Raw genomic sequence first — 23,181 nt, 5'->3', positions numbered from 1 at the left:
GCCGCAGCGAGCGGCTGCGCAAGGGGCCCAGCGGCGGCTCGCAGGACCACAGCGGCGGCTCAGCGCCTCGATGAGGCCATCGAGCATCGCTCGCGGGCGACAGGGATACCAGCGAGGGCGACGGACGCCCTCGCTGCGATCGACCTGTCCCTCTGTCGAAGAGATGGTCGGGGCGAGAGGATTTGAACCTCCGACTCCTCGGTCCCGAACCGAGTGCGCTACCAGGCTGCGCTACGCCCCGTACGCTGCCGCAAGAGCAACGCCCGCTGAACAGCGGGCGCGCAACATCGCTAAGAGCGGGGCGATTGTCAAGACGAAATGAGCCAGGGCACCCCGGCACCAACCCGCGCCCCCAGAAACACCCGCCCGCCGCAACACGGACGAACGGCGGAAAGTGCCCAGAAACACTCCTGTTTCCCGCCTCACCCGGCGCCCCGGACGTTTCACGAAGCCAAGAATTGGGGGAGCGCAAGAAAAAACTCCCGTCTACGACTTGCTCAGACCGTGTTAAAGTGTCACTGGAATCCCGATGTTGCCGAGAGCAAGCAAAGCGCGAGGGGCCTGTGGCGCCGGTCAGGGCCTCGCCCCCTGCTCGCGCAGCGTTGGGCAGGGGACCGCCGGTGCGGCCCCTTCCAGAACAGACCAGGGCGACCGGTTTCGGCGGTCGTGCGGGTGCATGACACACGGGCGACCGGCTTCGGCCGACCGTGAGACAAAGGCGACCGGCTTCGGCGGTCCTACGACGGGTACGTGAGAGGAGGAACAGGTGGCAATTGAGCTTCCCGCTGTGCGCATTCTGATCGTCGACGACGACCGGGCGATCTGTGACTACATGCAGACGCTGCTCGAGCGCGACGGCTATCAGGTCAAGACGCTGGGCGATCCCACGACGGTGGAAGAGGAGGTCCGCGCGGGCGGCTACCACCTCATCATCCTCGACCTCATGATGCCGAAGCTCGACGGCATCGAGGTGCTCAAGCGCATCCGCAAGGTCGACAACGACATCGCCGTCGTCATCTTCACCGGCTTCCCCAACCTCGAGAGCGCCGTCGCGTCCATGAAGCTCGACGCGGTCGACTACATCAAGAAGCCGTTCAACGTCGACGAGTTCCGCGAGGTGCTCGCCCGCGTCATGCGCAAGAAGGGCCTCGCGCGGACGCCCGAAGAGCAGCTCCACCGCGTCATCGGCGACACGATCAGGAACCTCCGCAAGGACAAGGACCTGACGCTCAAGCAGATGGCCCGCCGCACGGGGCTCAGCGTGTCGCTGCTCTCGCAGATCGAGCGCGCCGAGTCGTCGGCGTCCATCTCGTCGCTCTACAAGATCGCGGTCGCCCTCGAGTCGCGCATCCAGGACCTCTTCGGCCACTACTGAGCCGCGGGCCGGCGCCGCCGCGCGCGAGCGACCGGGCGGGCGCCGGCTCAGCGCCGCGCGCCGCGCTCGATCGCCGCGTCGAGCTTGTCGAGCTCGAGGCCCGCGATCGCGTCCAGGTGCGCGCCGGTCGCGTCGTAGACGATCACGTAGGGCAGCTTCGAGACGTGCTTCAGGTAACGCTGGGCGAGCGGTGTGCCCCAGTCGCCGATGTCGAGCTTGCGGTAGGCGACGTCCCGACGAGCCTGGAGCACCTTGGCCATGTGCGCGTCCAGCTTGCGGCACGGCAAGCACCAGCTCGCCGCGAAATCGATGACCGTGACCTTGCCCGGGACGACGTGGGCGCCGAGATCGGGGATGTCCGCGCCGCCCTCGGAGATCGTCCGAGCGTCCGCCCCCTCGGGGAAGGTCGCCCAGCCGAGGTACTGCCCCTTGCCGCCGCCGAGCACCGCCTCGAACCCCTCGTCGGCGGCGAGCTGCTTCACGGCGTCCGCGACGTCGAACGAGCTCGACGCGGTGACGGCGATCTCGGCGCGGCGCTTGTCGAACGTGGCCGCGTAGACGCCGGGGCGCTCGCGCAGATCGGCGACGAGCTCGGCGCCGCACGCCTCGCAGTCGATGTTCCGCAGCGAGACGACGGTGGTGCGGGCATCGGACGGGGCGGGCTGGGCGCCGCCGCAGGCAGCCAGGCAGAGGACCGACGAGAGGACGATCGCGCTTCGCACGGTGTTCCCGGGCAACCTTGGCCTCCTTCGCCGGACGGCGCAACGTCGTGTAGGCTCGGCGGCGATGAGCTCCGTCGTGACCCGCACCCTCCCGGCCGATCACATCACGCCGGTCCGCGCCTACGCCGCGCTCCGCGCCCACGCGCCGGGCCGATCGTCGTTCATGTTCGAGTCCGCCGTCTCCGGCGAGCGCTGGGGCCGCTACGCGATCCTGGGGTACCGGGCGCGCGCCGAGAGCCTCCTCCCGAGCGGGTTCGACCCGTTCGAGGCGCTGGCGGAGGGGCTCGCGGAGCCGGGGGCGCCGGGCTCGCCGCGCGACCTGGCCGCGCGCGTCTGCCGGTCGTGGGTCGGCTTCCTCTCGTACGATACGCTGCACCAGCTCATGGGCATCGAGCCGTGGCCCGAGGAGATGTACCTCGGGCGCGTGCTGAAGGACGCGACCGTCGTCGTGTTCGACAGCGTGGCGCAGACGATGACCATCGCCGGCCGATCGCAGGGAGCGGTGAACCGCTGCGCCTGGGAGATGACGCACGGGCCGGAGCAGCCGGGCCTGCCCGCGCTCGATCCGGAGGCGCTGCCGGAGCACCTGGAGACGCCGGTGACCGACGACGGCTACGCGGCGAAGGTGGCGGCCGCGCGCGAGCGGATCGCGGCCGGCGAGGCGACGGAGGTGGTGCTCGCGCGGAGGTTCCGGTCACCGCTCCGCGGCGCGGATCCGTTCGACGTGTACCGCGCGCTGCGGCTGCTCGCGCCGTCGACGCACCTCTACTTCCTCGACTTCGCCGAGTCGCCGTTCGCGCCGGGGCTCGCCATCGCGGGGACGTCGGGCGAGACGCTCGTGCGCGCCGAGCGCGATGCGTCGGCCGAGCCGGGCGCCGGGGACGCGTCGTTCGTCGAGGCGATGCGCGCCGCCCTCGCGGGCGGCAGCGCCGTCGGCCAGCCGGCAGCGCGCGCGAGCGCCATCAGCCGCAGCCTGGAGGCCGGCCCGCGGTGGGTCTACGGCGGCGCGGTGGGGTACTTCGGGCCGGAGGGCTCCGAGATCGCGCACACACTCGGCGCCGTCTGGAGCGCGTTCGGGTACTTCGAGGTGATGACCGGCGCGCGCATCGGGAACGGAAGCGAGCCCCGCGCGGAAGCCGAGCGGACGCGGCGCGACGCGCGCGGCCCGCTGTCGGCCATCCGCGCGGCGCACGAGGCGCGCAAGGCGCACGACCTCGCCGAGGAGAAGAGGGCCGCCGCCGAGAAGGCCGCCGCCGAGAAGGATGCCGCTGGGGACGACGCGTCCCGGAGCGACTAGCGCGATCCGCCAGGGCCAGCGCCGCCCTCGGGCCAGCGCGCGCCGCTCGCTCAGTCCGGCGCGAAGCCGTGGCGCACGCGCGCGGGCGCGGGCCCCGCCGAGGAGCCCGGCCGCGCCGGGCGCGGCGGCGCGGCGTGCGGCGGCGCGGCCGTGGCGGCGTGGGCGCTGCGCTGGGGAGAGGCGTGAGGGGCTCGGCGGAAGAGCGCGGACGAGGCCGCCTCGGGCGCGGCGGGCAGCGGCGCGGCGCGGCGGACCGCGAGGGAGGCCGAGAGCACCGCCGCCCTGGCGCCGCTGACGGCCATCGCCGGCGCAGGGCGATCCAGCCGAGCGCTCGTCACGAGCGCCACCGCGCCGAGCAGCGCCACGAGGCCCGCCGGCAGGAGCCACGCGCCGCGCGCGGGCGGGCCGTCGAGCCCGCGCAGGACGTCGGCGCTCTCCGCGCTGAGCAGCGTGTCCGGGGCCGCACGCTGGCCGGCGCTCGGCGGCTCAGGGTCGGGATCCGCCCGCGCAGCAGCGCTGGACGCCACCTCCGCGGACAGCGCGGCCAGCGGCCGCGCCGCGGCCGCCCACGGAGGGACGCGCGCAGGCGGGGGCGGACGCAGCACGCCGGACGAGGGAGGCGGCGCGAGCTCCGCGATGCCGACGAGCGACTCCACCATCTCCTCGATCGATCGAAAGCGCCGCGCCAGATCGCGCGCGAACGCCTTCTCGAAGAAGCCGTCCAGCGCAGCAGGCAAGCTCGGCACGAGCTGCGTCGCCGCAGGCGGCGGCGCGAGCAGGATCTTCGAGGCCACGACGCTGGCGATGTCGCCCGGAAACGGGAGCTGGCCGGTCACCGCACGGAACAGGACCGCGGCCAGCGACCAGAGATCGGTCTGCGCATCGAGGGTACGTTCCGATCGGATCTGCTCGGGGCTGAGGTAGTGGAGCGCGCTCGCGCTCACCTCGGCCGCGACGTCGCTCACGAGCCGCGGAGCGACCGCCCTCGGGAGCCCGAGATCGAGCACCTTCACGATCTCCTCGCCGCCGTCCAGCGCGAGGAAGAGGCTCTCCGGCCGGAGGCCCTGGTGGAGGAGATCCTCCGCGTGAGCGCACCGGAGGGCCTCGCCGGCCTGCGCGGCGATGCGCGCCGCCTCCTGCAGCGAGAGGCGGCTGCGCCGGAGCAGGCGCGCCGCGAGATCCTCGCCGGAGAGCAGGTCCATGGCCAGGTAGACCCTGTCTCCCTCGGCGCCGTGGTCGTGCACGCGCACCACGTGCCGCGACGAGAGCCCGGCGGCAGCGCGGACACAACGATCGATCCGGAGGAGCTCTCCCGTCGCGCCAGCGTCGGGGTGGAAGAGCTTCAGCGCGACGCGCCCCCCGAGCCGCAGCTCGCGCGCGACCCAGACCGAGCCTCGGTCGCGCGCCAGCCGCGCGCCAGGCCGCACGAGCTGCCTCTCCAGCAGATATTTCCCCCCAACGATGGTGCCCGGTGTGATGTCCATATACCTGAGCCTCCTCCCCCACGGTAAAGTTGCACATCGACCTCGGGGCGCAATTTGTAGCAGCGCGAATCGCTTGAGAAATCGCCTCGGCGGGGGATGCGCTGTGAGCGTTCGCACGGGGGGAGCGCACGGGGAAGGCCGCCCACGTCGGGCGGGGCCGTCAGGGGCTCTGCGGGTCGGGCGAAAATCGGAGCGGCACGACGAAGCGCAGGTCGCCGCCCTCCGGCGCCGGGAACGTGAGCGCGCGCGCGCGCCGGAGCACGCAGCGGGCGAGCCGTTCGTCCGGGAAGCGCGACTCGACCTCGAAGGCCTCGTCGACGGCGCCGCTGTCGGTCACGTGAAAGCGGATGGCGAGGCGGCCCCAGAGCGCCGGCGCGCCGGCGAGGGCCGCGTCGTAGCAGCTCCGAAACGCGGGCATGGCCTCGGCCACCGCGGCCTCGATCGCGTCGGGCCGGAGCTCCCCCGGGCCGGGAGCGAGGACGGACGGCGGAGGCTCGACCGGATCGTCGCCCGGGTAGACCTGCAGCGTGGCGACGACGGTCGAGCCGGCCTTGGCCCTGGGCAGCGGGAGCGACCGCGCGCGCGCGGCGAGGCATGAGACGACGTCCGGCGCGGAGAGCGTGGACGAGGTCGCGCGCGCGCCCGTCACCTTGCCGGCGCGGCTCACCGTGAGCCGCACGGTGGTCTTGCCGTGCAGCGACGGATCCCTGTACGCGCGCAGCCGGTAGCACGCGTAGACGTGGATCCAGAGGTGCCGCCGGGCGATGCGCTCGACCTCGCGCGCCTTGAGCGGTCCGTTCACCTTGTCGATGTCCACGATGATCCGCGGCAGCGGGTGCCCCTCGGCCGGCGGCGGCGGCGCGGGCGGCTCTCCCCTGCCCCCGGCGTTCCAGCGATCCCGCTCCGCCGCCTCGGCCTGGCCGCGGGGCACCGGGTGCTGGCCGAGCTTGTAGGGCGGCTCGATCGCGATCGAGGGCCCCTGCGGCGCGGCCGCGCCAGGGGCCCCGCCGGCGCCGGACGCGGCCGCGTCGGCGGCGCTCGGCGCCACGGGCGGGGGCGCCGAGGGCGCGGGCGGCGAGGACGGCGCGGCCGCGCCGGACGCGGCGGTGGAAGCGACGGAGGGCGCCGGCGCGCCCGCGGGCCGCGGGGGGCGCGCAGGCTGGACGGCGGCGGGCGTCGGGAGGCCGGCGGCGGGCGGCGCCGGGCGCGGCGGCGCCGCGCACGCGGCGAGCGCGACGGCCGCCGCGAGGAGGGGCCGGGGATCGATGGCGAGCGGCTGCTTCATGGGAGGTCGACCTGGGAGCCGCGACCGCGCCGGGCGACGCGCGCGCGACCGCGGAGGCGGATCGCCGCGCGGCGGGGCGCCGCGCTCAGAACCGGAGATCGCCGCGAGGCGCCTCCACCTTGCCGTCGAGCAGATCGATCGCCTTCGCCACCTCGGGGTCGTCGACGGTCGGGACGTGCACCACGAACTTCACGTAGAGGTCCCCCGGCTCCTTCCCCTTGCGGCCGATGCCCTTGCCGCGCAGCCGGATGACCTGGCCGGTCTGGGTGCGCGCCGGGATCTTGAGCGTCACCTCGCCGTCGGGCGTGGGGATGCGGATCTTCTCGCCCCGGTACGCCTCGCCGAGGGTGACGGGCACGTCGAGGTGGAGATCGTCGCCCTCGCGCTTGAAGAACGGGTGGGGCGTGACGTGGATGTTGAGCAGCAGATCGCCCGGCTCGCCGCCGCCCATCCCCGGGCCGCCCTGGCCGCGGATGCGCAGGCGGCTCCCCTCGGCGGCCCCGGGCGGGACGCGCACGGTCACGGGCTCGGGCTCGCCTTCGCGCTGGAGCTGGAGCGTCGTGCCCCGCACCGCCGAGACGAAGTCGATGGTGAGGTCCTGCTCGACGTCGCTGCCGCGGCTGCGCGTGGGCGGCCCGCGCCGGCCCGCGCCGCCGCGGCCGCGGCCGAAGAGATCGCCGAGGATGTCGCTGAGGTCGCCGGCGCCGCCGCCGGCGTTGCCGAAGATCTCCTGCACGTCGAAGTTGCCGGGCCCGCCGCGGCCCCCGCCCGCGGCCCGGGCGTTCGCGTAGCGACGGTAGGCGCGCGCGCGCTCGGCATCGAAGTTCTGCGACAGGCTCTCCTCGCCGAACTCGTCGTAGAGCGCGCGCTTCGCCTTGTCGCTCAGCACCTCGTGCGCCTGGTTGATCTCCTTGAACTTCTGCTCGTTGGCCTTCCCCGGGCTCTTGTCCGGGTGGTACTTCATCGCGAGCTTGCGGAACGCCTTCTTGATGGTGTCCTCGTCCGCATCGCGCGAGACGCCGAGCACGGAGTAGAGATCACGAGCCATGGTCGTCCGTCGTCATTCTGGGCTGCAGGAGATGCAGGCGATGCGGGCCGCGAGGGGCCCGCATCGGGCGGAAACCTAGATCTGCCTGCCGTTTTCGTCCACTGGTGCTGAGGACGGCCGCGGCCGGGGAGCGCGCGCGGCGGACCTCGCCACGCAGCGGCGAGCCGAGCGGGGCGGGCGCCTCGGCCAGCGTGTCGCGGAGCCGCACCTCGGGCATGGCCCCCGGGTCTATCAAGGCCGGCGGATGCTGTCACCGGTCCGCGTGCTTAAGTAAATCGCGATGCTGCCCGTCCGAGACCAACTGCCCACCCGCAAGGCGCCGGTCGTCAACTACCTGCTGATCGCGGCCAACGTCCTCGGCTTCTTCTGGATGCGGTCGATGATCGCGGCCGGGTTCCCGCCCGACCGGCTGCTCTCGCTGTGGGGCCTCGTCCCGGTGCAGCTGCTGACGGAGCCGACCGACACCTGGTGGACCGTCTTCAGCAGCATGTTCATGCACGACCCGACGGGGTGGGCCCACCTCGGCGGGAACATGCTGTTCCTCTGGATCTTCGGCGACAACGTCGAGGATGCGCTGGGCAGCCTCCGCTACGCGGCGTTCTATGTGCTGTCGGGGATCGCCGCCGCGGGCGCGCAGATCCTGATCGATCCCGGATCGATGATCCCCATGGTGGGCGCCTCGGGCGCGATCTCGGGCGTGCTGGCCGCGTACGCGTCGCTCTACCCGCGCTCGCCGATCACGGTGCTGAACCCGATCTTTCTCCTGTGGTTCATCTTCGGCCTGTTCCTGGAGCTCCCGGCGTGGCTGGTCATCCTCGAGTACTTCGTGGTGAACCTGCTGAACGGGCTCGGCTCCATCGGCATGCGCAGCGGCGGCGTCGCGTTCTTCGCGCACCTCGGGGGGTTCGTCGCCGGGCTCTTCCTCGTCCGCCTCTTCATGGTGGGGCGCTCCCCGCGCGAGCACGAGCGCTGGCAGCACTGGCGCACCACGCCCCGGCGCCCGACAGCCCGCCGCCCCGCGTCGTGGGGCGCGCCGCGGCGGCGCGACCCCTGGGGCTGGTAGCGCGGCGCGATCGCGGCGCTCGTGGTTCGCCCAGGATGCAAAAGCGTGATAGCGTCCCGGCCGCAGCGATGCGACGACCCCTTCGAAGGCGCCCCACCGCCGGCGGTTCTGCGGCAGAGGCAGCGAACCCCCGGGCCAGGCTGCTGGCGCTCACGGTCGCGCTCGCCGGCTGCGGAGGCCCGTCGTTCGACGGAACGATCTACCGTGGCTCGGAGGTCGCCTTCCGCGTGCCCCCGGCGCCGGCGAGCTGGAGACCGCTCTCGGTGTCGGACGCCGCCGTGGCGTACCGCGACGAGGCGAACGGGGCGACCATCGCCCTGAACGGACGCTGCCGGAACGAGGACGACGTCCCGCTCGTCTCGCTGACCAACCACCTCTTCCTGCACTTCACGGAGCGCGAGGTGCTGAAGCAAGAGGTCGTCCCGTTCGACGGCCGCGAGGCGATGCACACGGTCCTCTCGGCGAAGCTCGACGGGGTGCCGAAGGTGTTCGACGTCTGGGTGCTCAAGAAGAACGGCTGCGTGTACGACATGCTCCTCATCGCCGACCCCGCCCGCTACGCCGCCGGCGAGCCGGCGTTCACGCGAATGGTCCGCGGCTTCTCGACCCTGCCCGCCGATGACGACTGAGCGCAAACGGCCCCTGGAGGCGGCGCCGCCCTCCGCGAACAGCCCGGCCCCGCCCAGCGCGGGCCCGAGCAGCCTGCCGCCGAGCAGCCTGGCCCCCGGGAGCCGGGGGCCGGCCAGCATCGCCCCGCCGCCGCTCCCCCCGCTCGTCGCGAGGGTCAACGACACGGCCGTCGGGTTCGTCGAGCACCTCGGGCAGTTCGGGCGGATGACCTGGGGGGCGATCAGGGCCATCTTCGATCGGCCGCTCGAGCTGCGCTCGACCCTCTACCAGATGGAGGCGCTCGGCGTGCGCTCGGCCGCGATCGCGTCGGTGACGGCGCTGTTCGTCGGGATGGTCATGGCGGTGCAGTTCGCCATCGGCCTGCAGAAGTTCGGGGGCATGGAGTACACGGGCCGCATCATCGGCCTGTCGTTCTCGCGCGAGCTCGCGCCGACGCTGACGGCGGTCATCGTGGGCGGCCGCATCGGCGCCGGCATCGCGGCGGAGGTCGGGTCGATGGCCGTCACCGAGCAGATCGACGCGATCCGCGCCCTCGGCGCCAACCCGGTGAAGAAGCTCGTCCTGCCCCGGCTGCTCGCGAGCATCGTGGTGATGCCGGTGCTCGGCGCGTTCGCGCTCGTGCTGGGCTTCAGCGGCGCGATGCTGATCTGCGCGACCGAGTTCGGCATCCCGGCCGGCTTCTTCCTGAGGACGGCGCTCAGCTCGGTCACGTTCATGGATTACTTCAGCGGGATGTACAAGACGCCCTTCTTCGGGGCGATCATCGCGCTGGTCGGATGTCACTTCGGGCTGATCACGCGCGGCGGAACGGAGGGCGTCGGCCACGCGACCACGCGCACCGTGGTGGTGACGTCGATCGCCATCCTGATCGCCGACTTCTTCCTGACCAAGATGTCCATCCTGTTCTTCCCGAGCCGGTGATCCCGCCCGGTCCGGAAGGCGCCCCGATGCCGTCATCGACGTCGCCGCGCCGGGGGATCGGGTTCGTCGCCCGGGTCCTGCCCGCGCTGCTCGCCGGGGTCGCGGCGTGCCAGGGAGACGCGGGGCGGGAGGGCGCGGCGGCGCCGGCGCTCGACGGCGGGGACGCGCTCGCGGCCGAGGGCAGCCCGGCGCCGCGGCGCCCGACGCGGCACTACCACCTGCGGCGGACGGACGACGGCTGCGAGCTCTTCTGGATCGACGGGGACCTCGTCTCCGCGTCCCAGACGGTCGTGTGCCCGCCCGACCTGGAGGTGGGCGAGCGCGTTCGCCTGACCGGCAAGACGTGCATGCGCGAGTCGGCGCAGACCCCGAGCCGCGCCGTGCCCGTCGTCTGTCCGCTGGTGCTCATGAACCTGGAGAAGGCGGACAGGGCGCCGCCCGACGCCGGAGCGCCGCCGGACGGCGGCCGAGACGGCGGCAAGCCGGGCGGCCGCAAGCCGGACGGCGGCAGATAGACGAGCGGCAGAAGCGCGCAGCCAAGCTCCTCCTCGGAGCATCGGAGTCCGAGGGGGGACGCATGAGGGACGCGGATACCGTCGTCATCGGATCGGGCGCCGGCGGGCTCACGGCGGCGCTCGCGCTCGCGCGCGCGGGACAGAAGGTGATCGTCGTCGAGCAACACTACCTCCCCGGCGGGTGGACCCACAGCTTCTCGCTGGGCGGCTATCTGTTCAGCCCGGGAGTCCACTACATCGGCGAGCTCGGCCCGGGAGGCGCCGTGAGGCGGCTTTATGAGGGGCTCGGCCTCTCGGAGGATCTCGAGTTCTGCGAGCTCAACCCGGACGGGCTCGATCACCTGATCGTCGGCGAAGAGCGGTTCGACGTGCCCAAGGGGTTCGAGCGGCTCGTCGCCCGGCTCACGGCGCGCTTCCCGCACGAGGCGGCGGGGATCGCGCGGTACTTCCGCGTCCTCCGCGGGCTGAGCGACGATCTCGGCCGCGTCGACGAGATGCTCGAGTTCCCGAAGGTGCTGCTCTTGCCGTTCAAGGCGCCGGACCTCGTGCGCTGGGGCCTCCGCACCCAGGAGGATCTGCTGGACGCGACGATCCGCGACCCGCTGCTGCGCGCGTTCCTCGCGGCGCAGGGGGGCGATCACGGCCTCTCGCCGTCGCGCGTCGCGCTGCCGATCCACGCGAGCATCATTGGCCATTACCTCGACGGCGGGTATTACCCGCGCGGCGGGGCGAGGCGCATCCCGCTCGCGATGATCCGGGCGCTGCGCCGGCTCGGGGGGCAGGTGCGGATGCGCGCTCGGGTGAGGCGCATCCTCGTCGAGCGCGGGCGCGCGGCCGGCGTCGAGCTGGAAGGGGGCGAGATCGTGCGGTCGGCGAGCGTCGTCTCGAACGCGGACCCGGCGATCACCTACGGCGAGCTGCTCCCGCCCGAGCTGACCGCCCGCGAGCGCCGCAAGGTTCAGCGGATGGAGTATTCCGTGAGCCTGCTCAGCGTGTTCTGCGCCGTGGACATGGATCTGCGGTCGATGGGCTATGACTCGGGCAATTACTGGTGGTACCGCGGGCGCGACGTGGGCCGCATCTACGAGCGCGCGGAGCGCCAGATGCCGCGCGGCGCGGTGGACGGGCTGTTCCTGACCATCACGACGCTGAAGGACCCCGGCCACCCGACGCGGGGCAATCACCACACCATCGAGATGTTCACGTTCGTGCCCCACGGCCCCTTCGCGCGCTGGGAGAAGACCCGCACGGGCAAGCGAGGCGCCGAGTACGAGGCGCTCAAGGAGTCGCTCGGAGATCAGATGATCGCCGCGGCGGAGAACGTCATTCCCGGCATCTCCCGGGCGCTCGTGTTTCGCTCGGTGGCGACGCCGCTGACCAACGATTACTACTGCGCCTCGCACCGCGGCGCCGCCTACGGCACCGCCAAGACGCCCTGGCAGCTCGGCCCGCTGTCGTTCTCCGTCAAGACGAGGATCCCGGGGCTGTACCAGTGCGGCGCGAGCACGCTGAGCCACGGGGTGGCCGGCGCCGCGATGTCGGGCCTCATGGCCGCGCAGCGCATCACGGGCGCGGCGCGCGCGGGGGACCTGCTCGGGCCGGCGGACGGCTCGCTGCGGGTGTATCCCGCCGACCGGCCCGAGGAGTGGCTGCACGAGAAGAGAAGAGCCGCCGAGGCGCAGGCCGACGCGGACGAGCGCAACGAGACGACGTGAGCCCTGCGACGCAGGGCGCTAGCCAGCAGGCGTCCTGGACCGGAACGTGATCTGCACGAGCGGCATCACGTTGGGATCGTCCTGCGTCTCCCGCTCGAACTGGAGCACGTCGTAGTACCCGCACCGCGGCCTGCCGGGGTAGTCGCGGCAGACCTCCGGCCGCGCCTCGTAGATGGTGCAGCCGCGCGTCGTGAGATCGAGGAACCGGCAGACACGGCCGAGCAGCGGATCCGACTGCCGTCGGAGGATGCGCTCGCCGTTGTAGCGCTTCGTGAAGCGCTCCTCGGCGGCCTCGAGCGTGAGGCCGAAATGACGGGCGAGCCGCCGCAGGTCGCGCGGCGTCACCTCGACCCGCTCGTAGATGGAGCAGCAGTAGGCCGGGCACTTCGAGCAGTCGTAAGAGACGCGGCGCTTCGCCTTGAGGGTCGTGGTCATGGATCGTGAGGGACGTGCGGCCGATGCCGGCGAGGAGAGGCGGCACGCTCGCTGACAGGCAGCGGAGCATACGCGGCCGCGCGAACCTCCGCGACGGCGAAGTGCTCGCGACGGCGCGCTCAACATAGCGCGGCGGCGCGCGACGACGAGCGCGCGGGCGCCCGCGCGCTCACTCGGTGAACCCGAGCTGCTCCCGCGCCTCGGCCAGGCCGTCGCTCACGGCGAAGACGATGAGGTCGCGCGCTTCGGCGTTGCGCCCGATCCAGGTGACGCGGTCCTTGCCCCCGGCGGGCGGCGCGTTCGTGTGGCCGCCCGACCAGGCGATGCCCGTGAGGGCAATGCTGAGGTCGCCCACCGCGAGGAACGCAGCCCGGTTCCCCCAGCCGTTGATCGCCGTGTTCAGCGTCGACGCCCGGTTGCCGATCGAGCCGATGACGTCGGCGGCGAGCACGCCGAGCTTCGGATCCAACCCGCCCGTCGTCACCCGCTCGATCCGGCCCTGGTACTCGCGCAGGCGACCGGCGTCGGCGCCCTGCGGCGTCCACGAGGGCGTGAGCGCCTTCAAATAGGCCGCGAGCAACGGCCAGAGGTCGATCGGCGCCGTCCGCGAGAAGGCCGAGGCGTTGGTCTGGAGGATCTTGACGGCGCGGTGGATGAGGAAGAGCCGGACGTCGTCGCGCGGCGAGGCGACCAGGGGCTGCCCGAGGACGATCTTCGGCGGGCTCGAGGAGGCCGGGACGCAGACGGCGCCGAGCGCGGCCGTCACGTAGACCTGCAGGTTGGGCAGGCCGTACGCCGCCCCGACGCCGCGGGCCAGGTCGGTGATGTCGGCGTGCTGCGGCGGCAGCGGGGTCGCGCGGATCGAGTCGAGATCGAACGGCACCGCGGCGTCGAGCAGCGGGCCGGTCTTGAGCAGGAGCTCGCGGAACGCCGCGGTCATGAGCTCCGGCGCGAGGTGGACGTCGAGGCGGGCCGCGCCCGCGGCGTTGCCGGCGCCGCCCATCGCCGCGTCGCGGCCGTCGAGCGCGGCCACCGTCGCGCGCGCGATCCTCGAGGCGCCGGCGCGGCCGCGGAGCTCCGCGACCGTCGCGACCGTCGAGAACAGGTACGGCTCGAAGCGGCCGGTGTTCAGCGCGCGGCGGGCGTCGGCGAGGGCGCGATCGAGCAGGACGCCCGCCGCGGAGGCCTGATCGGTGCGCTGGTAGTAGCGGGCCAGCGCGCCGAGCGCGAAGTCGTCCTTGGGCCACGTCTTGCGCGCCGTGAGCAGCGTGGCCTCGGCCTTCTTCATGTCCCCCATCGACTCGTAGATCTCGGCGAGCTCCGCCGTGCGGCGGCACTTCTGCTCGGGCGTCTCCGCGGCGTTGATGAGGAGGTTCTGCTGCTCGAGCGCGCGGGCGCCGTCGCCGGCGCGCTTGTAGAGCGCGACCAGGCGCTCGCGCGCGCTCACGTCGCCCGGCGCGCGCTTCAGGATCTCCTGGTAGGCGAGCTCGGCGCGCTCCGCGTTCGGGAGGTGCTCGTCGTAGAGCTCGCCGAGGCGGAGGTAGATCGCGATCTGCTTGTCGGGATCGGGCACGAGGCGCGCGAGCCGGATCCAGGCCTGCTCGGCGCCGGCCCAGTCGCCCTCGCCGGCGCAGACGTCCGCGAACGCGGACAGGGCCTCGACGTGGTCGGGGTTCGCGTCGAGCGCGGCGGCGAGCGCCCGCTTCGCCGCCGCCACGTCGCCGACGTCGGCGAGCGCCCGGCCGCGGAGGACCTCCATCTCGACCCGCTCCTCCGGATCCGTCACCGCGTCGAGGCGGCGCTCGAGGAGGGCGGCGAGCTCGGCGCGCGCGCCCTCGGCGACGTAGATCGCCCTGAGCCGCGAGAAGACGTCGGCGTACGACGGGTCGACCGTGGCGACCGCCTCGAGGACGTCGCGGGCCCGCGCGGCGTTCTGGACCTTGTCCTGCCAGAGCACCGCCGCGGCGTAGAGCGAGTGCGCGCGCCCCTCGGAGCCGACGCTGGCGCCCGCCGCGGACTCCAGCGCGGCCGCGGCGGCGGCGGCGTCGCCGCCGCGCTCGAGCGCGTCAGCGAGATCGAGGTGCGCGACGAGGTAGTGCGGGACGAGCGTGATCGCGTGCCGGAAGAAGGCGACGGCGTCCTCGATCGAGCCGGCGAGGAGGGCGTCCTTGGCGGCCCGCACCGAGAGGGCGGCGGCCTCGGACGGGCGATCGGTGCGCTCGATGAGCTGGCGATCCGCCTCGATCGCGAGGGCGTGATCCGCCTTCGCGCGGGCGTGCGCGGCCATCTGGCGCAGCGCCCAGATGCCCCGGGGCTCGTTCCTGTACGCGATCTGGACCGGCTCGAGCGTCTCCTCCCACGGGAGCACGCGCAGGCGCAGCCGCGCCGACAGGAGCGCGTGCGCGATCGCCTCGGGGCCGTCGAGGACGCGCGCGATCTCGAGCGCGATGGGCTCGAGCTCCTCGTCGCGCCCCTCGCCGATGAGGTAGGAGGCGACCCGGCGGAGCGTCGGCAGGTGGTGCGGCGTCTCCTCCAGGATGGAGCGGCGCCAGAGCAGGGCGTTGCCGGGGTCGCCGCGCCCGAGCTCGTCGAGCTCCGCGAGGCGCTCGTAGATCTCGAGGCGCTCCGCCGCGTCCGCCGCCTCGCGGGCGCGCGGGATCAGGGCGTCGACGAGCTCGCCGGCGCCGTGGCCGGCGACGGCCGCGCGGTAGAGGGCGATCGGCGCGAGCGCGTCGTCGCCCGCGGCGATCGCCTGGCGGGCCGACGCGGCGGCCTGCCCGAGATCGCCGGCGCGCTCGAACTCGAGGGCGGCCTCGAGGGCGAGGCGCGCGGCCTCGACGCTCGTGGCGGCGCGGTCGTCGCCCTCGGCCGGCGCTTCGCCGCCCGGGTGGAGGGCGCGCATCAGCTCGGTGGCGCGCTCGGCGCGCCAGGAGGCGCGGTCGGCCGGAGGCTCGGGCGCGAGCCGCTCGAAGAGCTCGCGCAGGCCGATGTCCTGCGGGCGCGAGCGGTGCGCCGTCTCGAGGAGCGACGCGGCCGACGCGGGGTCGGCCTCGGCGACGAGGAGCGCCTCGCGGACGAGGTCGTGGGCGCGCTCCAGCGGGTCGGTCGCGCTCTCGCGGCGGGTCCGGAGCCACTCGAGGAGGCCGTCGCGGTCCACGCGGGCGCGCGCGCTCCGCTCGCCGAGGTGGAGCGCGACGGGGAGCTTCGGATCGATCTGCGCGGCGCGCGAGAGCAGGCGCTCGCCCTCCTCGTTGTCGCCGGCGTCGAGCAGGCGGATCGCCGCCTCGGTGACGAGCACCGCGGCGCGCGGCCCCTCCTCGAGCGTGAGCGCGTGCTCCGCGAGGATGCGGGCCGCGCCGACGCCGCTCTCCTGCGCGGCGCGGGCGCGCGCGGCGCCCTCGTGCTGCGGATCCGCGCCGCGGGCGCGATCGAGATCGCTCATGGCCGCCCGCTGATCCCCGGCGATCTCCGCGATCACGGCGGCGGCGAGCGCGCTGTCTCGCTCGGACGCGACCTCGCGGAGCGCCGCCACGGCCCTGGCGACGCGGGCGCCGCGATCGCCGTCGAGGTCGAGCTCGAGCGAGAGGGCCCGGAAGAGCGGGCTCTCGGGCGCGGTGTCGCCGTAGGTGACGACGGCGCGGGAGAAGGCGTCGCTCGCGTCGATGCCGCCCTCGGCCGGGACGGCCTCGCGGGAGAGCGCGCGGCCGAGGACCGCGGCGGCGCGGGCGCTCGGGCCGCCGGGGGCGCGCACGCCCCGCGGCGCGGGCGCCTGGGCCGCCGAGCCGCCGGCGTCGCTCAGGGCGGCGCTCGCCGCGGCGGAGAGCGGCGCGAAGTCCGGATCGTCGGCGAGGGCGTCGAGCCACGGCTCGATCTCGCCCGCGGAGCCGCCGGCGAGCGCCGACAGGACGATGCGGTCGGCCGGCGAGAACGCGTCGCCGTCGTCGAGCGTCGCCTCGCGCGCGGCGGCGGCGTCGCCGAGCTCGATCGCCTGCGCGGCGAGGGCGCGCCGCGCCTGGCCGGCGTGCGAGCCTGCGGCGACGGCGCGGAGCGCGCCGAGCGCCGCCGGGCGGGTCTCCTTGCGCGCGGCGCTGAGCGCGGCGGTGAGCCACGCGACGCCGGGCGCGAGCGAGGTGCCGCGCAGGGGCTCGAGGCTCGCGAGGCCCTCGGAGAGGTCGCCGGCGCGGAGGTGGGCGCGGGCGCGCAGCAGCGCCTCGTACGGCGTGGCGGGGGCGGCGCGGCCGCGCGCCGGCCGCAGCGCGCCGCGGTGCGCGGCGACCTGCGCGCAGGCCGCGGCGAGCGGCGCGAGCTCGGGCGCGTCGGGGAGGCGGAACTTCGCGATGGCCGAGCCCTGGGCGTCCGAGTCCGGCGCGGCGAGCGCCTCGCAGAAGCGCTGGACGTGCGGGCGCGGATCGGCGGGGTGCATCCGGGCCGCGAGCTCCAGGCGCTTGTGCGCGCCGTCGGGATCGGCGAGCGAGATGCGGGAGAGCTCGGCGCCGAGCACCAGGTTGTGGCAGCGCGCGGCCGGCGTCCCGAGGATGCGGGTCTCGGCCTCCAGCGCGTCGAGGGCGGCGGGCAGGTCCCCCTCGCGCATGAGGAGCCCGCGGAGCTGCCGGTGGGCGAAGATCAGGCTCGGGGCGAGCTCGCGCGCCTCGGCGGCGATGGCGCGGGCGGTCGCGTCCTCCCCGGCCATCACGTAGAGCTCGGCGACGGGGAGCAGCGCGCGCGCCCGGGACGTCGGGTCCTCGATGAGCTCCGCCTCGGCGCGGAGCCAGGCGGCGCGCGCCGCCCAGACGTCGCGCTGCTGCGACTGGACGAGGATCGCGCTCGCGTCCTGCTCGGCGTCGAACACGGACGCGGGCGGCGGGATCGACGGCAGCGGCGGGAGGCTCTCGGGCGCGCGGGCGGGCGCGGACGAGCGCGGCGGACCGAACGCCGCGCCGACCTCCGGCCTCCGGCTCGCGACGCGCGTCTGGGCGAGATCGTCCTCGTCGGCCGGCCCGTCGAGGAGGCTGGACTCGTCCACGAGCTCGCCGGGATCGCTCTCGATCGCGGCCTGGTCCCAGTGGCTCGCCGGGGCGGGCGGCTGGCCGGCGTACGGCCGGGTCGTGGGCCCGGGCTCGTCGAGGGCCTTCGTCTCCTCGTCGTCGAAGCCGGTCGTGTCCTCGTCGTCGAAGTCCGGCGCCGCGGCGCGCCGGCTGCTGTTCACGAGGCTCGGCGGCGCGAACTCGAACGGGGAGTCGCCGCCGTCGGGGATGGGCGTCGCGCGGTCGCCCGGCTCGGCGGTGTCCTCGTCCTGCACCGGCTCAAGGCGCCTTTGCTGCGGCTGCGGCGGCAGCGGGGGCGGCGCCGCGGCGGCGGGCTGCGGGCGCGGCGGGGCGGGCCTCGAGGACGCGGACGGCGCCGGGATCTTCGGCGTCCGATCGCTCGGCGCGAGCTCGGCGGCGGGCGCCTTCACGTCGCTCGGCCTGCCCGAGCGCGGCGGGGCCGCGGGGCGGGGCAGCGACGGGGGCCGCGGCGGCGGGATGGGGGGCGAGGCGCCCCGGCGCGCGCCGGGCAGCGCGGGCGCCGAGGTCACGACCCCGTCGTCGGCGTCCTCGCCGCGCTGGTCCTCGAAGAGCATGTCGAGGAGCGCGTCGCTCTCCCCGGCGCTCTGCGCCGGCCGCGCGGGCACGGGCACCGGCTCGCGCGAGAACAGCTGCTTCAGGCCGCCCTCGCCGACGCGCTCGCCCTCCTCGGCGCGGATCGACTTGATGAGCTCGTCGGGGATCTTCGCGAGGAGCGTGGCCTCCTCGACGTCGCCCTCCGAGACCGCCGCGCCGTACATCGCCGGCGGCGGGACGGTGATCTTCTCCTGCGACGGGGTGCCCTCCTCGCCGCCGTTGCCAGAGGAGCTCTTGGATTGCGGATTCTTGCTCACCGGACCCCCATCCCGAGCTTCTTCCGGAGCTCGAGGTAGCTCTGCGACAGGACGAACGCGACCAGCTGGCGCGCCCGCTCGCTCTCGGCGACGACGCCGCCGAGCTGCTCGCGCGGGGTGTTGAGGATGTCCGAGAGGACCAGCGACACGTCGCCGGCGGCGATGACGGCCATGCGATCGATGCTCCTGCGGGCGGCCTGCGCCCAGCGGTGCGGATCCTGCTGGCTCGAGACGATGCGCTGGCACACCTCGGCGATGGCCTTCCGGGTCGCGCGCGACATCTCCTTGTGGATGGCGCGCGAGACCTCGCCGAAGACGGCGTACGGCGGCTGGGGGACCGCGAGGCCCGCCTCGATGCACGCCGCCGCGACGAGCGAGGCGACGGTGTTGTCGTCCCGGGTCCTGAGCGACGTGATGCCCCGGCGCAGGGCGAACGCCTCGCGCGCGATCGCCGAGCGCGAGGCGGCGTCGAGCGGCGCCGTGATCTCGGGGCCGAGGACGAGCGCCGGCAGCTGGCCGTAGACGCCCGTCGCGCCGCGGGGGCTCGGGCCGCCGACGTAGAGCTCGAAGTCGGTCTCGAAGCTGAGCGCGCCCATCCACTCGGCGACCGCGACGCGGAGCGGGTGGCCGCCGCGCGCCTCGATGCGGTCCTTCTTGCCGACGCCGAGCGACACGAGCGAGGGGCCGAGCGCCATGGAGATGGTCTCGGCCATCTTCGCGAACAGCTCGCCGACCGGCCCGGCGTCGAGCGGATCGGCGATGTCGGCCATGGCCTTGGCGTCGAGGGCGATCTGCGGCCGCGCCGGGACGCGGGCGTCGATCTTCCTGAGCTCCGCGGAGATGCCGTCGTCGATCCGGCCGAGCGCGACCAGCGCGCCGAGCGTGGCCTGCCGGAGCGGCGCGTCCTGCCCGGCGCCGGCGATCTTCGCGAGGAGCGCGACCCGGTCCGCGTCGATCGGGTCCGACGCGAGCGCCTGGATCAGCGTCGCCTTGGCGCGGCCGAGCACGCGGGTGCGGAACGCCGGGTCGTAGTCCGTCGTGAGGACGAGATCGATCGCCTCCCCGTCGTCCGGGGCCTCCTCGAGGAGCTTCGCCACCGCCCGCTCCGCGCGGCGGGGCGCGCGGAGCTGGTCCCGGTAGATGGCCATCGCGAGCCGCGCCGCCTCGATGCGCCCGTCGGGGGCGTCGCGCTCGACCATGAGCTCCTCGAGCAGGCGCGTGGCCTCCTCCCAGGCGCCGACCCGGGCGGCGACCCGCACGAGGCGCTCGCGGACCACGAGCGTCGACAGCCCGGCGCGGTGCAGGCCGACCAGCACCTCGAGCGCCCTGTCGTGCTCGCCGAGCTTCTCGTACGCGTCGACGGCCGTGATCCCCGACATGAGGCGCTGCTCCCCGGGCGCCTTCGCGACCCGCGAGAGCTCGGCGTAGAACGCCGCCGCCTGGCCGAGGTCGCCCTGCGCCTTGGAGATGTCGGCCGAGAGCGCCAGCGCGCCGATGTGATCCGGCTCGAGCAGCGTCACGTTCTCGAGCGCGGCGAGCGCCTCGTCGAGCTTGCCCTTCTTGCGGAGCACGCGCGCGCGCTCCCAGAACAGCTTGCAGATCTCGAGGTCGTTGTCGGCCACGCCGAGCCGCCGCTCGATGATGTCGAGCAGCCGATCGTCCTCGTTGCGCGCGCGGACCCGGCGGAACAGCCGGTCGAAGGCGACGCCGCGCCGCGGGTCGCGCGCGAAGGCGCGATCGAAGGCGATCTCGGCGTCGTCGTGCGCCTCGGTGTGCTGGAGCAGCAGGAGCCCCGCGCTCTCCCAGAAGCCCGCGCCGCGCGCGTCGTCCTTGCAGAGCGCGCCGAGCTGGGCCGAGGCGAGCGCCGTCGACACCGGGTCGCGCAGCGCCTCGGACGTGGCGCGGACGCCCTCCCAGGCGGCGACGTCGTCGGGCCTCCGCTCGACCACCGCGCGGAACGCGCCGAGCGCGCGCTCGTGATCGCCGGCCGCGAAGTCCGACCAGCCCGCGAGGGAGAGCGCGGTGAGCTGCGCGTCCTCGCCGAGCGCGTCGCCGAGCCCGTGCAGCGCGGCGGCGCGGCGGCGCGGATCGCAGCCCGGGAGCGCGAGCTCCAGGTTGGCGAGCTGCGCGGGCGCGTGCTCGCCCGACAGGAACGGGCGCGGCAGGTTCGGCTGGTCGAGCGCGCCGACGATCGCGGCCGAGGCCTCCATCGCCGCGCGGGCCTCGCCCTCCATGTGGCGCGCGAGGGCGCTCCGGGCGGCGACCTCGGCCTCGCGGTCCTCGGCGCCGAGCGCCGCGCCGAGCCACTCGAGCTCGGCGTGCGGGCTCGGGTCGGCCGCGGCCCACGCCGCCGCGCGCGCCGCGGTGCGCGCGCGGTCGTGGTCGAGCGTGCGCGCGAGGCGGAAGCGCTCGGCGTGCGCGATGGACGTGGCGCCGTCGCCGCGCTCCTCGATGTAGTCGAGCGCGCGCTCGACGGCGCTCCGCTGCTCGAGCGCCGGCTGCCAGAGCAGCCGCCCGAGCGCGGCGGCGAGGGCGAGGTCGTCGCTCGCCTGCGACTCGAGCGCCTCGAGCGTCGCGAGCGCCTCGTCGGCGTCGCCGCCCTCGGCCGCGCCGATCTCGAGGCCGAACCGCGACAGCGCGAGCGCCGCCGGGTCCTCGCCCGCCTCGCCCGCCACCTCGAGGGCGCGGCGCCGGCTGAGCAGATCGCTCGCCTCGTGGCCGCGGAGCGCCCAGGTGAGCGCCGTCGCGCCCGACCGCGGCGCCTTGCCCCGCGCCGCCTCGAGCTCCTCGACGGCGCGCCCGCGCTCGCCGGCGCGCCAGAGCAGGATGGCCGCCTCGATGTGCAGCGCCGCCGACAGATCGGCGTCGTCGATCGCCGCGGCGCAGGTCGAGAGCGTCGCCGCCGCGGAGGCGGGGCTCCCCGCGCGCCGCTCCAGCTCGGCCAGGAACACGGCGACGACCTCGTCGTCCGCGGACTGCTCGAAGAGCGCGCGGAGCCGGCTCCGCGCGCGATCGAGCTCGCCGCTGCGCGCGCTGCGCAGGGCCGCGACGAGCCACAGCCCGCGCGCGGTCTCCGGGCCCTCGACCTCCGCGAGCGCCTCGATCACCGTCGGCGAGCGCCGCGGGCCGGGGGCGCCGGGCTCGTCGCCGCGCTCGCGCCGGCTGCGGACGAGATCGACCGCGAAGGCGCCGAGCGCCCGCCCGAGCCACGCGTTCGGCGCGGCGCCGCCGTCGTCCGCGCCTGCGGCGGCGAGCTCGGCGAAGGCGCCCTCGGCGCCGTCCGCGTCGCCCCGGAGCAGGCGGCTCCTGCCGATCTCGAACCACAGGCTCGCCTTCTCGGCCGGGTCGACGCCGGTCGAGAGCAGCCGCTTCGTCGACTCCTCGTACCAGGCCGCGTCACCGCGGAGCGCCGCGAACGACCGCCCGAAGCGCGCGAGCACGCCCGGGTGCACGCCGGCCATGCCGGCCTGCGACAGGGCGTCCTTCGCGGCGCCGACGTCGTCGGTCCGCACCGCCCAGACGTAGGCCGCGAGGAGCAGCGCGCGCCCCCTCGCCTCGTCGCTGCCGTACGACGCCGCCGTCGCCTCGAGCGAGGCCGCGAACGCGGACGGGTCCTGGCCGTCGCCGAGCAGATCGATCTCCAGCGCGCGCGCCGGGATGCACTGCGGGTCGGCCGTGAGCGCGCTCCGGAGCGCCGCGAGGGCGGCCTCGCGGTCGCTGGCCAGCGCCGCGGCCTCGGCGATGCGGAGCCACAGCGCCGCGGCGCCGGGCCCGCTCGCGCCGCGCGCGATCTCCTGCTTGGCCAGGCCGGCGGCGGCCTCGGCCTCGCCGGCGGCCTCGAGGGCGGCGATGCGCGCCCGCCCGAGCAGCGCCGACTGGGGCAGCCGCTCCGCGGCGCGCTCGAGGAGCGACGCGAAGCCGCCCGTCCCCGCGCGCTGCGTCAGCTCGGCGGCGCGGAGCCACGCGTCGGCCGCGTACTCCGGCTTGCGCATGGTCCGCGGGACGCCGTTGGCCTCGCCGCTCGCCTCGTCGTCGAGCGCGTCGGCGATGAGCTCCGCCTGGCCCTCGAGGGCGCGCGCGAGCGCGCCGAGGTCCTCCTCGCGCCGCGCGATCGCCTCGAGCGCGAGCTGCGACCGGAAGCGCGCCCGCCCCTCCAGGGCGGCGGCCGCGTCGAGCAGCTCGTAGGCGCGCTCCACGTTCTCGGTCGCGGCGGCGAGGTCGGCGAGCTCGATGAAGAGCAGCCCCTTCCACGTCGCGTCGGTCGCGAGCTCGGCGCGGGCCTCGATCGCGCGCATGCGGCCGGCGAGGTCCCCCTCCTTGGCCGCGATGAGCTCGAGCTCGAGCCACGGCGTCGCGTCCTCCGGGTTGCTGAGCGCCGCCTCCTCGAGCGCCTCCTTGGACGCCGCGAGGTTCTGCTCGTGGTCCTGGAGGTACGCCGCGCGCTCCCAGAACGCGCGCGCCCGCTCCTCGGGCGTGGCCGCGGCGCGCGTGAGCGCGTCGAGCAGCTTGCCGAGGTTCTTGATCGACTTGCGGCGGGTGAGGATGCGGACCAGCGCCTCGAGCGGCTCGCGGAACTGGGGGTCGGCGTTGAACGCGGCGAGGTAGTCGCGCGCGGCCGTGGGCTCTTCGCCGAGCGCCTCCTCGAGCGCGCCGAGCTCGTGCAACAGGAGCGCCTGGAGCTGTCGCTCCGGTTGGTCGCCTTGCTCTGCGCGGAGCCGCGCGATCAGGGCCGTCATGCTCTCCACGTGCCCCTCGGGTACCTGAACCGTCATCT

Annotated in this window: 14 protein-coding genes and 1 tRNA gene; 7 read left to right on the top strand and 8 right to left on the bottom strand. The window is 74.9% G+C overall.

All coding sequences use genetic code 11. The features are described 5' to 3' along the window. Positions 1-164: 164 nt before the first annotated feature. Positions 165-241, bottom strand: a tRNA-Pro gene (locus WMF33_RS04245). A 525-nt stretch (positions 242-766) separates the two neighbouring features. On the opposite strand from WMF33_RS04245, the gene WMF33_RS04240 reads away from it, so the two are divergent. After that, on the top strand, positions 767-1,375 hold the full coding sequence (locus WMF33_RS04240) for a response regulator (protein WP_020732843.1): 609 nt from the start codon (positions 767-769) through the stop codon (positions 1,373-1,375). Between the two features lie 47 nt (positions 1,376-1,422). Here WMF33_RS04240 and WMF33_RS04235 read toward each other — a convergent pair whose 3' ends face one another. Then, positions 1,423-2,097 carry a TlpA family protein disulfide reductase gene (locus tag WMF33_RS04235; RefSeq protein ID WP_437335929.1) on the bottom strand — a complete coding sequence of 225 codons (675 nt, stop codon included), beginning with the start codon at positions 2,095-2,097 and terminating at the stop codon, positions 1,423-1,425. Between the two features lie 64 nt (positions 2,098-2,161). Between WMF33_RS04235 and WMF33_RS04230 the strand changes: the two genes are divergently transcribed. Further along, entirely contained in the window at positions 2,162-3,394 is a 1,233-nt protein-coding gene (locus WMF33_RS04230) for a chorismate-binding protein (protein WP_437335928.1), read from the top strand. A 50-nt stretch (positions 3,395-3,444) separates the two neighbouring features. On the opposite strand, the gene WMF33_RS04225 is transcribed toward WMF33_RS04230, so the two are convergent. From WMF33_RS04225 to WMF33_RS04215, 3 genes are all read right to left on the bottom strand, one after another. After that, positions 3,445-4,878, bottom strand: a complete 1,434-nt coding sequence (locus WMF33_RS04225; protein WP_437335927.1) for a serine/threonine-protein kinase — start codon at positions 4,876-4,878, stop codon at positions 3,445-3,447. Between the two features lie 160 nt (positions 4,879-5,038). Further along, positions 5,039-6,163, bottom strand: coding sequence for an AgmX/PglI C-terminal domain-containing protein (locus WMF33_RS04220; protein WP_437335926.1), 1,125 nt, complete (start codon positions 6,161-6,163; stop codon positions 5,039-5,041). Between the two features lie 85 nt (positions 6,164-6,248). After that, on the bottom strand, positions 6,249-7,211 hold the full coding sequence (locus WMF33_RS04215; RefSeq protein WP_061623533.1) for a DnaJ C-terminal domain-containing protein: 963 nt from the start codon (positions 7,209-7,211) through the stop codon (positions 6,249-6,251). 280 nt (positions 7,212-7,491) lie between these two features. On the opposite strand from WMF33_RS04215, the gene WMF33_RS04210 reads away from it, so the two are divergent. The 5 genes from WMF33_RS04210 to WMF33_RS04190 all read left to right on the top strand — a co-directional run bounded on the left by WMF33_RS04210 (position 7,492) and on the right by WMF33_RS04190 (position 12,055). After that, positions 7,492-8,274: a rhomboid family intramembrane serine protease gene (locus tag WMF33_RS04210; RefSeq protein ID WP_437335925.1), complete on the top strand. Its 783-nt coding sequence runs from the start codon at positions 7,492-7,494 to the stop codon at positions 8,272-8,274. A gap of 68 nt (positions 8,275-8,342) precedes the next feature. Then, positions 8,343-8,903: a hypothetical protein gene (locus WMF33_RS04205; protein ID WP_437335924.1), complete on the top strand. Its 561-nt coding sequence runs from the start codon at positions 8,343-8,345 to the stop codon at positions 8,901-8,903. Continuing rightward, positions 8,893-9,825, top strand: coding sequence for an MlaE family ABC transporter permease (locus WMF33_RS04200; protein ID WP_437335923.1), 933 nt, complete (start codon positions 8,893-8,895; stop codon positions 9,823-9,825). The genes WMF33_RS04205 and WMF33_RS04200 overlap by 11 nt, the downstream gene beginning before the upstream one ends. A 26-nt stretch (positions 9,826-9,851) precedes the next feature. After that, positions 9,852-10,340, top strand: a complete 489-nt coding sequence (locus tag WMF33_RS04195) for a hypothetical protein (RefSeq protein ID WP_437335922.1) — start codon at positions 9,852-9,854, stop codon at positions 10,338-10,340. A gap of 62 nt (positions 10,341-10,402) precedes the next feature. Next, complete coding sequence (locus WMF33_RS04190; protein WP_437335921.1) at positions 10,403-12,055, top strand: phytoene desaturase family protein; 1,653 nt, start codon at positions 10,403-10,405, stop codon at positions 12,053-12,055. A gap of 18 nt (positions 12,056-12,073) precedes the next feature. On the opposite strand, the gene WMF33_RS04185 is transcribed toward WMF33_RS04190, so the two are convergent. From WMF33_RS04185 to WMF33_RS04175, 3 genes are all read right to left on the bottom strand, one after another. Then, on the bottom strand, positions 12,074-12,490 hold the full coding sequence (locus tag WMF33_RS04185) for a YkgJ family cysteine cluster protein (RefSeq protein ID WP_061623527.1): 417 nt from the start codon (positions 12,488-12,490) through the stop codon (positions 12,074-12,076). Positions 12,491-12,659: 169 nt separating this feature from the next. Beyond that, entirely contained in the window at positions 12,660-18,407 is a 5,748-nt protein-coding gene (locus WMF33_RS04180; protein ID WP_437335920.1) for a hypothetical protein, read from the bottom strand. Further along, complete coding sequence (locus WMF33_RS04175; RefSeq protein WP_437335919.1) at positions 18,404-23,179, bottom strand: hypothetical protein; 4,776 nt, start codon at positions 23,177-23,179, stop codon at positions 18,404-18,406. The genes WMF33_RS04180 and WMF33_RS04175 overlap by 4 nt, the downstream gene beginning before the upstream one ends. Between the last annotated feature and the right edge of the window lie 2 nt (positions 23,180-23,181).

Origin of the sequence: Sorangium sp. So ce394 (assembly GCF_051474665.1) — a bacterium.
In the GTDB taxonomy this organism is placed as follows: Bacteria; Myxococcota_A; Polyangia; order Polyangiales; family Polyangiaceae; genus Sorangium; species Sorangium cellulosum_D.
Note: the sequence above shows the minus strand (reverse complement) of the source record. Positions and strands in the feature narration are given on the sequence as shown.

Coding starts and splice junctions, on each gene's coding strand:
- WMF33_RS04230 (WP_437335928.1), top strand. CDS start 2,162: ATGAGCTCCGTCGTGACCCGCACCCTCCCGGCCGATCACATCACGCCG.
- WMF33_RS04225 (WP_437335927.1), bottom strand. CDS start 4,878: ATGGACATCACACCGGGCACCATCGTTGGGGGGAAATATCTGCTGGAG.
- WMF33_RS04220 (WP_437335926.1), bottom strand. CDS start 6,163: ATGAAGCAGCCGCTCGCCATCGATCCCCGGCCCCTCCTCGCGGCGGCC.
- WMF33_RS04215 (WP_061623533.1), bottom strand. CDS start 7,211: ATGGCTCGTGATCTCTACTCCGTGCTCGGCGTCTCGCGCGATGCGGAC.
- WMF33_RS04210 (WP_437335925.1), top strand. CDS start 7,492: ATGCTGCCCGTCCGAGACCAACTGCCCACCCGCAAGGCGCCGGTCGTC.
- WMF33_RS04205 (WP_437335924.1), top strand. CDS start 8,343: ATGCGACGACCCCTTCGAAGGCGCCCCACCGCCGGCGGTTCTGCGGCA.
- WMF33_RS04200 (WP_437335923.1), top strand. CDS start 8,893: ATGACGACTGAGCGCAAACGGCCCCTGGAGGCGGCGCCGCCCTCCGCG.
- WMF33_RS04195 (WP_437335922.1), top strand. CDS start 9,852: ATGCCGTCATCGACGTCGCCGCGCCGGGGGATCGGGTTCGTCGCCCGG.
- WMF33_RS04190 (WP_437335921.1), top strand. CDS start 10,403: ATGAGGGACGCGGATACCGTCGTCATCGGATCGGGCGCCGGCGGGCTC.
- WMF33_RS04185 (WP_061623527.1), bottom strand. CDS start 12,490: ATGACCACGACCCTCAAGGCGAAGCGCCGCGTCTCTTACGACTGCTCG.
- WMF33_RS04175 (WP_437335919.1), bottom strand. CDS start 23,179: ATGACGGTTCAGGTACCCGAGGGGCACGTGGAGAGCATGACGGCCCTG.